The sequence below is a fragment of the Pseudoalteromonas sp. genome (genome assembly GCF_036960685.1).
Taxonomy (GTDB): domain Bacteria; phylum Pseudomonadota; class Gammaproteobacteria; order Enterobacterales; family Alteromonadaceae; genus Pseudoalteromonas.
Genome location: NZ_JBALXK010000006.1, coordinates 1 through 12,463, shown reverse-complemented (window position 1 = coordinate 12,463; position 12,463 = coordinate 1). Strand labels below are relative to the sequence as shown.

Genomic DNA, 12,463 nt, shown 5'->3' with positions numbered 1-12,463 from the left:
TTGCTCTGGGCTTTTCATTAACATGGCTTCTTGCGCAGGTGTTGATTGCTTGAGTGATATATGCGCTGATGCGGAAAATGTAAGTACTAAACCTAAAATAGCTACTGCAGAATTAAAAAACTTCATAATTACCTCTTATTTAAAATGATTAAAACCAAAATTTAATACCCGTAACAAATGCGGTGTTGTTGCTACTTTGTCCACTTGATGTGGCATAGTCGGCGGTATTGCCAAATTTATTGCTCCATTCAACGCCAATATAGGGCGCAAACTGGCGTGTAAATTCATAACGAACCCTAAAGCCAATCGCGCTGCTTGATAGGCCACTTCCAAGTTCGTTTTGTTTATCGTTTTTGCCATAAAGTGTAATTTCGGCTCGCGGTTGTATAATTAGCTTTTGCGTGAGTAATAGTTCGTACTCTGCCTCTAACGTAAATGCGGTATTGCCTCGCTCACCTACGTATGCTGTCATATCAAGTTCAAACCAATAAGGGGCTAAACCTTGTAAGCCAAAAGCCAACCATTGCCGATTTTCACCTTCTTTATTGTAATCAAGACGAACACCTGCTTGAGTATCCCAATATGCTGATACGGCGTGACCCCATAAAATATCGGTTTGGTTTTCTTCAATACTTCCTTCGCTGAAATCACCCTCGGTTTTAATTACCAATCGATCAAAGGTAGTGCCGTACCATGCTTGTAAGTCAAATACACCTGCGTTTGCTTGCTCGTTATATTCAAGACGATCGCCTAGTAATGCGTAAAATGGATGCTCATCAGCGAGTGTTAATCGCTCATTGCCCTCAAGCGCATATGGGCCTTCTGTTAAAGTTGTTCCCGCAGAGTAAGCATGGGGGTCTCTTGCATCTTTAGGTGCACTTCCTCCTTGTGGTTGCATCTTAGCGCTATTCATTTGTGCCATTTCACTTTGCGCTAATAAAGGGAAACTAATTAATGAAGCCCCTGTTAACATTAATAAACCTAATGATTTAGATAGTTTTAATTGTTTCATGATACGACTACCTCTCTAAACATACCGGCATCCATATGGAATAATAAATGGCAATGCCAAGCCCAGCGACCTACATCGTGAGGGGTGGTTAAAAAGCTGATTCTTTGTGCGGGTTGAACAGGTATCGTATGACGTCGCACTTGCACATCACCTTGCTCGTTTTCTAAATCACTCCACATACCATGCAAATGCATAGGGTGCGTCATCATGGTATCGTTTTGTAAAATAACTCTTAAACGTTGGTTATGCTTCATATGCACTGGCGTGCTTTTACCAAATTCTAAGCCATCAAATGACCAGCTATAACGCTCCATGTTTCCGGTTAAATGCAGCTCAATTTCAGCTTCTGGCTCTTGCTGGTTAGTGATCCCTTCAAGTGAGTGTAAATCTGCAAGTGTTAAAACACGACGACCATTTTTACGTAAACCAATACCAGGATCATCAAGATTTGTTCTAGGCATATCAACGCGCATATCAACTGAAGCTCCATACTCCGTTTTTGCATGACGCACTTTAGAGCTGGCAACCGCTAATGGGTTTTCAGACATACCATGTTTGCTATGATCCATCGCCATTGCACCGTGGCCCATAGCGCTATGATCCATTTCTTTAGAGTTCATACCTGACATGCCTGCCATACCAGCCATTGCAGAGTGCTCACCGCCGTGGGTCATATTGCCCATCATATCGGTCATCGTTAACCATTCAACAGGGTCAAGTGCAGGTACTGGCGCATCAATATTAGGCGAGCTTGATAAAGTTCCTTTTGCGTAACCAGAGCGATCCATACTTTGAGCAAAAATCGTATAGGCATCATTTTTAGGCTCAACAATTACGTCGTAGGTTTCACCAGGGCCGAATCTAAATTCATCAACTGTCACTGGTTCAACGTTTTGCCCATCTGCTTGTACAACCGTTAGTTTTAACTCGGGGATACGCACGTCAAAAAAGCTATTACTAGAGCCATTAATAAACCTTAACCTAAGCTTTTCACCGACTTTAAATAATCCACGCCAGTTTGCCATTGGAGTACTACCGTTCATTAAAAAAGTCATTGCTGATGCAGATAAATCAGCTAAATCTGTAGGATTCATTCGCATCTGATTCCACATTTTTCGGCGCTGTAGAGCATTTGAAATACTGCTGCTTGAAACGTCATCGAAAAACTCTGGGACAGTGGGTTGATTGAAGTTAAATACATCACTCTGTACTTTTAATTTACGGAACAGCGCCATTGGGTCATCATCAGTCCAATCAGATAATTGAATAACATGCTCGTTATCTGCACTAATAATATCTTTTTCTCGCGGTTCAATAATTAATGCACCGTACATGCCAGTCATTTCTTGAAAGCCACTATGTGAGTGATACCAATATGTACCGCTTTGTTGTAATTTAAATTTATAAACAAAGGTTTCGCCAGGCATAATGCCTTTAAAACTGATACCAGGTACGCCATCCATTTGATACGGTAAAATAATGCCATGCCAATGAATTGAACTCGGTACTGATAACTTATTTGTTACTCTAATAGTAACGTCATCGCCTTCTTTGAGGCGCAAGGTAGGAGCGGGTATAGATCCATTGATAGTTGTCGCCATACGTACTACGCCAGTAAAGTTAACCGGCGATTCATCTATAACCAGATCAATTACTTCGCCGCTAAGTTCGGGCACAGTGCCTGTTATTGTTCCTGCTACTAAAGATGATGCAGCATGTAATACACTCGGAAAAGCAGCAAGTACACCTCCTGCAATTAAGCCTTGAACAAATCGTCTTCGTGGTGTGCTAACCTGTTGTGATGACTTTTTAAACCCCATTTCCTTACTCCTTCATAGCAGAATATGTATTGAGTATAGAAAATAGACCTGTCTTCAACATGACGCGAACATTACAAAGTTGTAATCTTGGTGTCATGTTGCTGTAGTGACAGATACTGCATAATATTTGCAGAGGTAGTTGTTAGGACTTTAATGAAGGAATTGTATGCGCTTATTAGTTGTTGAAGATGAAGCAAAAACGGGAGATTATTTAAAACAGGGACTAAGTGAAGCTGGTTTTCAGGTTTCTTTGGCGCGCAATGGTCTTGACGGTCATCACCTAGCAATGACCGAATTATTTGATGTAATAATACTTGATGTCATGTTACCTGACGTATCCGGTTGGAAAATTTTACAGTCGCTACGTGAAGCAGATAACAAAACCCCAGTACTATTTTTATCTGCTCGCGATAGCATAGACGATAGAGTAAAGGGGCTCGAACTTGGTGCTGATGACTATTTAATAAAGCCTTTTGCTTTTGCTGAAGTTTTAGCAAGAGTACGCACTCTTATTCGCCGTGGTGCAGTACAAACAGTTGACGATATACTGATCGTTGCTGATTTAGAAATGGATATTCCAAAGCGAAAAATACAACGTGCAGGCAAGCGTATTTTATTGAGTAATAAAGAGTTTAGCTTACTTGAACTATTGTTACGGCGCGAAGGTGAAGTACTGCCACGTTCGTTAATTGCTTCTCAAGTATGGGATATGAATTTTGATAGCGACACCAATGTGATTGATGTTGCCATTCGTAGGCTAAGAGCAAAAGTTGATGATGACTTTACTATTAAATTAATTCATACAGTTCGCGGTATGGGCTATAAATTAGAGGTTGAAACTGATGGCTATTAAGTCACGGCCTTTATCACTTACGATGCGTGTTGTGTTGTTTGTGGCTGTAACCGTTATTGCGTGCTTAACTTTAGTTGCCACCTTAATAAATAGTTCGATAAAACATCATTTTTTCCAGCAAGATAGTAGTGAACTGCATGTTATTAATCAATCTATTGAATTAGTTTTAAGACAACACTATAAATCAAACCTGAAATTTAAAAATGAATTATCTAACGCTGTAGCGGGTCATCACGGTGTTTACTATCAGGTAAATACCGCAAAAGGAGATCTCATTTTTCAAAGCTCTGAACGAGATTTTAGTGATTTTGTAATGAGTGCTAAGGTTTCAACTGGCTTTAACCGTAACAACATTACCTCATGGCAAAATGATACCCACACCTACCGAGCTCTGGTGAGTAATTTAAGTACTGGGCAACAGCAATACAAAATTACTACAGCGATAGACATGAGCTTTCATTTACACTTTCTCAATCAATTTCAGCAAAGCCTTTGGGCCATTATGTTTGGCTCAGCGGTACTCATTTTATTGGTGGCTTGGTTTGCTATACATCAAGGATTAAACCCTTTACGAGGTTTAAGTCAGAAAATACACGATATCCAAACTAATAAAATGGATGTAAGGCTCGATGAAAATAAAGTGCCTATTGAGCTTGTTAATATGGTGCAGTCGTTTAACTCAATGCTCGACAGGCTCCAGGGTGAATTTATTCGCTTATCAAATTTTTCTAGTGATATTGCTCATGAACTACGAACTCCACTAACAAATATAATTACTCAAACACAGGTTGGATTATCTAAAAAAAGGCAGTTGGAAGAGTATCAAGAATTATTGTTTTCTAACTTAGAAGAACTTGAGCGATTAACTAAAATGGTTAGTGATATGCTTTGGCTCGCAAAAACTCAAAATGGGCTAATTAAACCCGTTCAAAACACTCTAAAAAGCCATGATGAAATTGAAGTGTTATTTGAGTATTTTGACGCATTGGCTGAAGACTCATTGATTGCATTTAATAAAAAAGGTCAAAACCTTTGTTTTTATTGTGACAAATTACACTTTCGCCAATTATTATCAAACTTACTATCCAATGCAATTAGATACGCCCCAAAAGGCTCATCAATCACTGTAAACAGTGAAATGACCACCGCTGAAAAAATATGCATTTCAGTGATTAATACAGGGGAGAGAATACCTTCTGAGCATTTACCTTATTTATTTGACCGCTTTTATCGACCCGATAAATCGCGCCAACGACACAGCGATGGAGCTGGTTTAGGGCTTGCAATAGTTAAAGCTCTAGCGCAAGCAAACGGTGGAAATATAGAGGTCAGTTCAAATAATCAAACTACCAGCTTTAAAGTTTTTCTAAATTTAGCTAAAAGCTAATTATTAAATTTAATAACCCAATGTTTGCTTGTAGCTCTTTGGCGAAGTTCAGCTAAGTGCTGTGAGTTCAACTGGTGAATGCAAAGCTGTCTATTTTATTTAATTTCCGATTCACAGATGTTCGGTGTTTTTCAAGTTAGTTGTCGCTTTTTGTTCGCTTAAGCATAAATCAAAACTCTTTAATTCTAGGTGCTGTCTTTTGCTGCCAATATGTTAGCCAGTAGGCAACTAGTAAACTAGCAATAGAAAGCACAAGCATTAATATAGCTTTAGTGCTGTTACCGCTTGTTGAATCATAAATTAATATAGGGACTGCAATAAAGGGAAGTGATCCTGCCATAGCGCGATATAAGCCCACTAGGTTAAAACCAATTTGGTATGAAGGTGTATGTAATCTGTATTTAAATGCTCTACTAGAATCGGATAAAGAAAGACTGTATTTAGAAATAGCCCAAACAACACTATGCAAAAGAGTTAGTAAACTAAAATAGTATATTAGATGGTCTTGTGGTGTAACCCCTTCGAAAATGCTAGCCAGGTCTTCTACGCCTGAAAACAGTAATATAAAGGCAGGGTATTGAGCCAAGCACAATTGCACAAATAATAAGTGTGAAGTGGTTTTTCTTTTTTGATCGATCTGCATAACATTCTCTATTGTACTTTTAGATTAAAATTACAATTCAAAAAACATGGAGAAAAGTTAAATGTGTTTATTCTTTAAAATAATGATAAAGCTGGTTTAGAAGGGTGCCATTAGCTGTCTTCCTATATATCCCCCCCTTTTATACCTTAAAAGTATAAAATAATTTAAGGTAAGCATGGTGCGATAAATGTGCGATATATATTTAAAAACACTAATTTAATTGTGCGATAAAGAAGATAGTTTAATTTATAACTAATTGAAAATAAACGGAGTTAAATGGTCGGTATGGAGAGATTCGAACTCTCGACCCCTGCCACCCCATGACAGTGCGCTACCAAGCTGCGCTACATACCGACGTTGCAAGCAATAGTACGTATATTTTTTCAAAAATCAATAAGCTTTTGTTTATTTGAACATTTATTAAACGTACTGAGTGAAATAAAAAATTTTATATGGATTTTTAGTTATTTATCCAGTCATTGATCGATTTATACATGGTATCTCGTAGTATAGGTTGAGCAGTTTTGTTAGGGTGTATGTTGTCGTTTTGCATTAGGCTTTTATCTGATGCTATATCAAGCACAAAAAACGGCATTAAATGGCTGTCGGTTTCATCAGCAATGGTGGCGAAACTAGCGGTAAATTGCCCGGTATAACGTGGCCCGTAGTTAGGCGGAATGTGTATTTCCATAATCGCGACTTTGGCATTAGCTTGTTTACTTTTGCTCACTAAATTGGCTAGGTTTTCTTTCAGTCGTTTAATAGGGAATCCTCGCAGGCCGTCGTTACCCCCAAGCTCAATAAGTACATGGCTAGGTTGAAATTCATTGAGCAGGCTATCTAATCGGCGCAGTGCGCCGCCGGTGGTTTCACCACTGATACTGGCGTTGATCAGTTGTACAGGTGCTTGCTCAGTATCGTATTTATCTTGTAACAATTTAACCCAGCCTTGCTCTTGTTTTAAACCGTAGGCGGCACTTAAACTGTCTCCTAAAATTAAAATTGTGTTGTCAGCTGCCGCACTAAGTGGTTTGATTACTAATAGTAAAACGAATATAAAACGTAGGATTGAATTCATCATATGTCAGCGCTATCTCAATTAAATATCATTCAGGTTAAAGGTCTTTCAAAAACGGTTACTACCCTTGAAGGGGATTTGCCCATCCTCAGCGACATCACCTTTAATGTCAAGTCTGGGGACTCAGTGGCTGTGGTTGGCACGTCTGGTTCTGGTAAGTCAACTTTACTAAGTTTACTAGCAGGGTTGGACCAATCGACCCAAGGCTCAATTTATTTAGATGGTGAGCCACTGCATGAACTTGATGAAGAAGCGCGTGCAGCACTGAGAGCTGCAAAGGTTGGCTTTGTATTTCAATCCTTTATGTTGGTGCAAAGTTTAACTGCACTTGAAAATGTGATGCTCCCTGCTGAGCTTGCTGGTGAGTCTAATGCCAAACAGCAAGCACTTGAGCTGCTTGAAAAGGTGGGGTTGAGTCATCGCGTTGAACATTACCCATCGCAGCTCTCTGGTGGTGAGCAACAACGAGTGGCGATTGCTCGGGCATTTATTGGCACGCCAAAAATCTTATTTGCTGATGAGCCATCTGCTAACCTTGATAGCAAAAACGGTAAGTTAATAGAATCACTTTTATTTGACCTTAATAAGCTGCACGGCACTACATTAGTACTAGTGACGCATGACGAAGCCTTGGCTGCGAAATGCCAGCATGTTTTGCAAATTGAGGCGGGGCAGTTAGTTAAAAATACCAATGAGGCTGTTGCGAATGTGGGCTAAATTAGCATTAAAATTATTTAGCCGTGAATTTCGCCGTGGTGAACTTACGGTGATCTGTGCGGCAATATCGCTTGCAGTATTAACGGTATTAACGCTTTCAATGGTAACTGACCGAATAGGGCAAAGTATTGCACAAAAAAGCAGTGCTTTTATTGCTGCTGATCGCGTACTTGCAAGTAATCACGTGTTACCCGATGAGTATTTAACTAAAGCGGGCGAATATAACTTACAAACTGCACAACTCACTTACTTTGATACTATGTTGTTTGCTAATGACGAAATGCAATTGAGTTCAGTTAAAGCGGTCTCAGAGCATTACCCATTAAAAGGTGAGCTTAAAGTAAAAAGCAGTTTAACTGGTGAGATTGAAGTTGCCACACTGGGGCCATCGGTTGGCAATGTGTGGTTTAGTGAATCGGTATTTTATGCATTAAATGTAAAAGTGGGTGATACCGTTGAGCTTGGCGCTGCACAATTTAATATCGAGAAGGTATTAGTTGAAGAGCCGGATGCCCCATTTAATATTTTTTCCAGTAGTCGTCGGGTGCTTCTAAATAGCCAAGATGTAGAAAAAACGGAAGTAATTCAGCCTGGCAGCCGTGTTTTTTACCGTCAGTTATATGCTGGTGATGAAAGTGAGATCAGCGAATTTTATGATTGGCTAAAACCACAAATGAAAGAAAATCAGCAGTGGTATGGCGTAAAAGACAGACAATCGCCGATAGCTAATAGTTTAAACCGTGCTGAAAGCTTTTTATTACTGGCTGGTTTATTGGGGATTATTTTAGCGGCAGTTGCTATTGCGGTGTCTGCAAAACGTTATTGCGAGCGCCAATATGATCCTGTTGCGATGATGAAAACCTTAGGCGGCAGTCGCGCTATGATCCGCAAAATCTACTTACTGCATTTATCTTTAGTATGTGGTTTATCGGTGCTCCTTGGCTTAGCCATTGGCTACGGTTTACAAGAAATTGCCACTGGCTATTTGGCAAAATCAATGAATAACAGTTTGCCTGCTGCGGGTTTAAAGCCTTGGTTTGTAGCGATCAGCACCGGTGTGATTTGTGCGGTGATGTTTTCAATCAAACCGTTATTAGATTTATTTGATATTCCGCCACTTAGAGTATTACGCCGTAATTTGGGCGATAAGCTGTTAGTGAGTAAAGTGCATTTAGGCATGTCGGCTGTGACGGTATTTTTACTCATGTGGCTATTTAGTAATAACTTAAAAATCACCGCGATTTTATTTGTTTCAACGCTGGTTTTAATTGCCATACTATTTTTGCTATCACGAATCATCTTTGGTGGCGGGCGTAAGTTAGGACTGCGTCCCGGTAGCAGTTGGTCGCTTGCGATTGCCTCTATTCAAAAACGGGCTAATGCTAATGCAGTGCAGTTGATCAGCTTTTCACTTGCTATCAAACTGTTGTTATTTTTAGTAGTACTTAAAAACGATATGATCGCTGATTGGCAATCGCAATTACCAAGTGATGCGCCCAATGCCTTTTTGGTGAATATTACAGAAACTGAATTACCCGATGTTAATGCGTTTTTAGAACAAAAGAATATTCAAGTGTCTGATTTTTATCCGACAGTTCGTGGTCGTGTCAACGCAGTTAATGGCGAACTAGTTGCCCGTGAAGTGTCATTACAAGATAACGAAAAGAAAGACGAAGAAGCCCGCTCTGGTATTGGTCGCGAGCTTAACCTTACTTGGCTTGAGCAAGCGCCTGCACAAAATGAGATCATCGATGGCAAGTGGTTTGGCGATAATGCGACTGCTGAAGCGTCAGTGGAAGAGTCAATGCTCGAGCGCTTAGATGTAAAACTGGGCGATACGTTGACCTTTTTAATTGGTGCGCAATCGTTTGATGCCAAAATTACCAGTGTTCGTAAAGTGAATTGGGCTACTTTAAAACCTAACTTCTTTATTATTTTAAGCCCTGATGTTTTAGCTGACTTTCCGGCGACTTATATTTCATCGGTACGAATTAACGACGAGCAAAAGCGCGACTTTAGCCAATTACTACGCAGTTACCCAACTATTAATGCCATAGACGTTGAGAGCTTTGTAAAACAAATACGCTCGACTATTTCGCAAGTATCTTTAGCAATTGGTTTTGTACTGGCGATAGTGGTGTTATGCGGTGGCTTAGTATTGATATCACAAGTGCAAGCAAGCTTGGGCGAGCGGATGCAAGAAATTGTTATACTGCGTACCTTAGGAGCTAAAGGACGATTAATAAAAAATGCGACCTTGTATGAGTTTTTATTACTCGGTAGTGCCGCAGGCTTTGTGGCTGCGTTGGTCAGCGATGTTGCGTTATTAATAGTACAACGTGAGATGTTTGACTTGGCAGGTAAGTTGCACCCGCATATTTGGCTTATTGGACCATTAGTGGGTGGTGTGTTTGTGGCGTCACTGGGCTACTTTATGATAGCCAGAACGATGCGTAAAAATACCCAAGGATTGCTGCGCTCTTTAGCTTAAAAGGCAAGCAATCAAACAAGCCCGTTTTTACGGGCTTTTTTTATGGCAATATTTTATGCCAATAATGCACTGGTAATTTATACAGTGCTCTGGCATTATTACTGCAATTAACTATTTACACTGATTGGGCTCGTATTGGCTATTATTTTAGGGATTGATCCTGGCTCACGATTAACGGGTTATGGGGTGATTGCTCATCAAGGTGCTAAGTTTACTTATTTAGGCAGTGGCTGTATAAAATTGGCCGATCATGATTTTCCTATTCGTTTGAAAATGATTTACCAAGGGATCAGCCAACTGATTGAGCAATTTTCACCTGATCACTTTGCCATTGAAAAAGTATTTATGGCACACAACCCAGATTCAGCATTAAAACTAGGCCAAGCCCGTGGCGCTGCGATTGTTGGTGCTGCGATGGCAGAGTTACCTGTTTTTGAATACTCTGCTCGGCAAATAAAACAAGCCGTAGTGGGTAATGGTGGCGCAGACAAAACACAAGTGCAGCACATGGTTAAAAATATTTTAAAATTACCGGGCACGCCGCAGGCGGATGCTGCCGATGCACTCGCAATTGCAATATGCCATGCGCATTCAGATCAAAATTTAATAAAACTAGCGGGCAGTGCCAGTAAAACCGTTAGAGGACGATTAAGGAAATAACATGATAGGTCGCTTAAATGGCATTTTAGTCGAAAAACAACCACCAGAAATCCTGCTTGAAGTCAGTGGGGTTGGTTATGAAGTAAATATGCCAATGACCTGCTTTTATGATTTGCCTAATATTGGTGAGCAGGCCGTTGTATATACGCACTTTGTAGTTAGAGAAGATGCACAATTACTGTTTGGTTTTAACAATAAAGTTGAGCGAGCATTATTTAGAGAGTTATTAAAAGCCAATGGGGTAGGGCCTAAACTCGGGTTAGCAATCTTATCAGGTATGTCGGCTAAACAATTTGTTAGCTGCGTTAATAATGAAGATGCCACAAGCTTAGTGAAACTGCCGGGCGTAGGTAAAAAAACCGCAGAGCGCTTAGTGCTGGAAATGAAAGACCGATTAAAAGATTGGGGTAATGACTTATTCACGCCATTTAGTGATAATGCAGTTATTGAACCTGCAGCTACTGATGCTTTGATCGCCAATAATGCGGCAGATGATGCAGTCTCTGCGTTGGTGTCGTTAGGTTATAAATTAGCGCAAGCACAAAAAACAGTAAAATCAGTGGCTAAACCTGATATGTCTACAGAGGTTCTTATTAAAGAATCTTTAAAATCAATGTTGTGAGTAAACCATGATTGAAGCGGATCGTCTAATTGATGCGACTGAACAAAGTAATGAAGATGTTGTTGATCGCGCCATACGGCCAAAACTTTTAGCCGACTATACCGGTCAGCCCCATGTTAAACAGCAGATGGAAATATTTATAGAGGCGGCTCGTACTCGTGGTGAAGCTCTGGATCATTTATTAATATTTGGCCCACCAGGCTTAGGTAAAACCACATTGGCAAATATTGTCGCGAACGAGCTAAATGTCAGTATTAAAACCACTTCAGGCCCGGTACTTGAAAAAGCAGGGGACTTGGCCGCGCTACTTACTAACCTTGAAGAAGGTGATGTACTGTTTATTGACGAAATACATAGGCTAAGCCCACAAGTAGAAGAAATTTTATATCCGGCTATGGAGGATTACCAACTCGATTTAATGATTGGTGAAGGCCCAGCGGCACGTTCTATTAAACTTGATTTGCCGGCCTTTACGCTGATTGGCGCAACCACCCGCGCAGGCTCGTTAACGTCACCACTTAGAGACCGCTTTGGTATTGTGCAGCGTTTAGAGTTTTACTCAGTTGCTGATCTGTCAACCATAGTAGGGCGCTCAGCGCATTATTTAAATTTGCAAATGTGTGATGATGGCGCTGCTGAAATAGCTAAACGCTCTCGTGGTACTCCACGTATAGCAAATCGCTTATTGCGCCGAGTGCGTGATTACACCCAAGTTAAATCAGACGGTACAGTCAATGCCGAAGTGGCAGAGCTGGCACTTAATATGATTGATGTCGATAAAAGCGGTTTTGATTACATGGACCGTAAATACTTGCTTGCCATCATAGAAAAATTCATGGGTGGCCCAGTGGGCTTAGATAACCTAGCGGCTGCCATAGGCGAAGAAAAAGAAACCATTGAAGATGTGATTGAGCCTTATTTAATTCAACAAGGCTTTATACAGCGTACTCCACGCGGACGTATTGTTTCTGATAACGCTTACCATCACTTTGGTTTATTACCTAAGCAACAATAAACTATATTTTGTGGCTATGCGTTTGGGTATAGCCCTTCATAAAAATGTGCCAACATTACTATTTATAGCTGTGTAACGGCTACCTACCCACGGCAAGATCATTATAAATTGAACTTATAGAATATGTAGTGATCAGATCAAGGCATAATAATCACCTTGGTCACG

11 protein-coding genes and 1 tRNA gene are annotated in these 12,463 nt (G+C 40.3%); 7 read left to right on the top strand and 5 right to left on the bottom strand.

Annotation, left to right across the window (positions count from 1 at the left end):
• Positions 1-148 precede the first annotated feature (148 nt).
• Together V7783_RS07045 and V7783_RS07040 are read right to left on the bottom strand one after the other, a co-directional pair.
• Positions 149-1,012 (bottom strand): copper resistance protein B, encoded by an 864-nt coding sequence (locus tag V7783_RS07045; protein WP_002963237.1) that lies wholly within the window; start codon positions 1,010-1,012, stop codon positions 149-151.
• Positions 1,009-2,832: a copper resistance system multicopper oxidase gene (locus V7783_RS07040; RefSeq protein ID WP_335678120.1), complete on the bottom strand. Its 1,824-nt coding sequence runs from the start codon at positions 2,830-2,832 to the stop codon at positions 1,009-1,011. Before V7783_RS07040 ends, V7783_RS07045 begins: the two co-directional genes overlap by 4 nt.
• Before the next feature lie 166 nt (positions 2,833-2,998).
• Here V7783_RS07040 and V7783_RS07035 point away from each other — a divergent pair, with 166 nt between their 5' ends.
• Together V7783_RS07035 and V7783_RS07030 are read left to right on the top strand one after the other, a co-directional pair.
• Positions 2,999-3,685, top strand: coding sequence for a heavy metal response regulator transcription factor (locus tag V7783_RS07035; RefSeq protein WP_010388408.1), 687 nt, complete (start codon positions 2,999-3,001; stop codon positions 3,683-3,685).
• Entirely contained in the window at positions 3,675-5,072 is a 1,398-nt protein-coding gene (locus V7783_RS07030; protein WP_335678119.1) for a heavy metal sensor histidine kinase, read from the top strand. The genes V7783_RS07035 and V7783_RS07030 overlap by 11 nt, the downstream gene beginning before the upstream one ends.
• A 169-nt stretch (positions 5,073-5,241) precedes the next feature.
• Here the strand turns inward: V7783_RS07030 and V7783_RS07025 are convergent, their stop codons facing one another.
• The 3 genes from V7783_RS07025 to V7783_RS07015 form a co-directional block, all read right to left on the bottom strand.
• Positions 5,242-5,715, bottom strand: a complete 474-nt coding sequence (locus V7783_RS07025; protein ID WP_335678118.1) for a hypothetical protein — start codon at positions 5,713-5,715, stop codon at positions 5,242-5,244.
• Between the two features lie 277 nt (positions 5,716-5,992).
• Positions 5,993-6,069 (bottom strand) — tRNA-Pro (locus V7783_RS07020).
• Between the two features lie 106 nt (positions 6,070-6,175).
• Positions 6,176-6,796, bottom strand: a complete 621-nt coding sequence (locus V7783_RS07015; protein WP_335678117.1) for an arylesterase — start codon at positions 6,794-6,796, stop codon at positions 6,176-6,178.
• Between V7783_RS07015 and V7783_RS07010 the strand changes: the two genes are divergently transcribed.
• The 5 genes from V7783_RS07010 to ruvB all read left to right on the top strand — a co-directional run bounded on the left by V7783_RS07010 (position 6,797) and on the right by ruvB (position 12,298).
• Positions 6,797-7,510 carry an ABC transporter ATP-binding protein gene (locus tag V7783_RS07010; protein ID WP_192540505.1) on the top strand — a complete coding sequence of 238 codons (714 nt, stop codon included), beginning with the start codon at positions 6,797-6,799 and terminating at the stop codon, positions 7,508-7,510.
• Positions 7,500-10,001, top strand: a complete 2,502-nt coding sequence (locus V7783_RS07005) for an ABC transporter permease (protein WP_335678116.1) — start codon at positions 7,500-7,502, stop codon at positions 9,999-10,001. The genes V7783_RS07010 and V7783_RS07005 overlap by 11 nt, the downstream gene beginning before the upstream one ends.
• A gap of 135 nt (positions 10,002-10,136) precedes the next feature.
• Complete coding sequence (ruvC, locus tag V7783_RS07000; protein ID WP_335678115.1) at positions 10,137-10,661, top strand: crossover junction endodeoxyribonuclease RuvC; 525 nt, start codon at positions 10,137-10,139, stop codon at positions 10,659-10,661.
• 1 nt (position 10,662) lies between these two features.
• The gene (ruvA, locus tag V7783_RS06995; RefSeq protein WP_335678114.1) at positions 10,663-11,283 is read left to right on the top strand and encodes a Holliday junction branch migration protein RuvA; all 621 of its coding nucleotides are present in this window, start codon (positions 10,663-10,665) and stop codon (positions 11,281-11,283) included.
• A 7-nt stretch (positions 11,284-11,290) separates the two neighbouring features.
• On the top strand, positions 11,291-12,298 hold the full coding sequence (gene ruvB, locus V7783_RS06990) for a Holliday junction branch migration DNA helicase RuvB (RefSeq protein ID WP_335678113.1): 1,008 nt from the start codon (positions 11,291-11,293) through the stop codon (positions 12,296-12,298).
• Positions 12,299-12,463: the final 165 nt, after the last annotated feature.

What these genes read in the sequence shown, in the direction of transcription:
- V7783_RS07045 (WP_002963237.1), bottom strand. Translation starts at nt 1,012, where the DNA reads ATGAAACAATTAAAACTATCTAAATCATTAGGTTTATTAATGTTAACA.
- V7783_RS07040 (WP_335678120.1), bottom strand. Translation starts at nt 2,832, where the DNA reads ATGGGGTTTAAAAAGTCATCACAACAGGTTAGCACACCACGAAGACGA.
- V7783_RS07035 (WP_010388408.1), top strand. Translation starts at nt 2,999, where the DNA reads ATGCGCTTATTAGTTGTTGAAGATGAAGCAAAAACGGGAGATTATTTA.
- V7783_RS07030 (WP_335678119.1), top strand. Translation starts at nt 3,675, where the DNA reads ATGGCTATTAAGTCACGGCCTTTATCACTTACGATGCGTGTTGTGTTG.
- V7783_RS07025 (WP_335678118.1), bottom strand. Translation starts at nt 5,715, where the DNA reads ATGCAGATCGATCAAAAAAGAAAAACCACTTCACACTTATTATTTGTG.
- V7783_RS07015 (WP_335678117.1), bottom strand. Translation starts at nt 6,796, where the DNA reads ATGATGAATTCAATCCTACGTTTTATATTCGTTTTACTATTAGTAATC.
- V7783_RS07010 (WP_192540505.1), top strand. Translation starts at nt 6,797, where the DNA reads ATGTCAGCGCTATCTCAATTAAATATCATTCAGGTTAAAGGTCTTTCA.
- V7783_RS07005 (WP_335678116.1), top strand. Translation starts at nt 7,500, where the DNA reads ATGTGGGCTAAATTAGCATTAAAATTATTTAGCCGTGAATTTCGCCGT.
- ruvA (WP_335678114.1), top strand. Translation starts at nt 10,663, where the DNA reads ATGATAGGTCGCTTAAATGGCATTTTAGTCGAAAAACAACCACCAGAA.
- ruvB (WP_335678113.1), top strand. Translation starts at nt 11,291, where the DNA reads ATGATTGAAGCGGATCGTCTAATTGATGCGACTGAACAAAGTAATGAA.